This is a genomic window from Leclercia sp. UBA7405, assembly GCF_037152215.1.
Taxonomy (GTDB): Bacteria; Pseudomonadota; Gammaproteobacteria; order Enterobacterales; family Enterobacteriaceae; genus Enterobacter; species Enterobacter pneumoniae.
In genome coordinates, this window is sequence record NZ_JBBCMR010000022.1 from 1 (window position 1) to 271 (window position 271).

Below are 271 nucleotides of genomic sequence, written 5' to 3' on the forward strand. Positions count from 1 at the left end.
TGACTGGGGTGAAGTCGTAACAAGGTAACCGTAGGGGAACCTGCGGTTGGATCACCTCCTTACCTTAAAGAACCTGCCTTTGTAGTGTCCACACAGATTGTCTGATGAAAAGTAACGAGCAAGACGGCTGCGAAGTCGCGACACTCCGTGTCCCCTTCGTCTAGCGGTTAGGACTCCGCCCTTTCACGGCGGCAACAGGGGTTCGAATCCCCTAGGGGACGCCACTTGCTGGGTGTGAGTGAAAGGCACAACCAATCAGTATCTCAAAACT

1 tRNA gene and 1 rRNA gene are annotated in these 271 nt (G+C 53.5%); both read left to right on the top strand.

The window, feature by feature from the left end:
• Nucleotides 1–62 (top strand): 16S ribosomal RNA (locus WFN75_RS22535); the annotation flags it as partial.
• Between the two features lie 87 nt (nt 63–149).
• A tRNA-Glu gene (locus WFN75_RS22540) sits at nt 150–224 on the top strand.
• Nucleotides 225–271 lie beyond the last annotated feature (47 nt).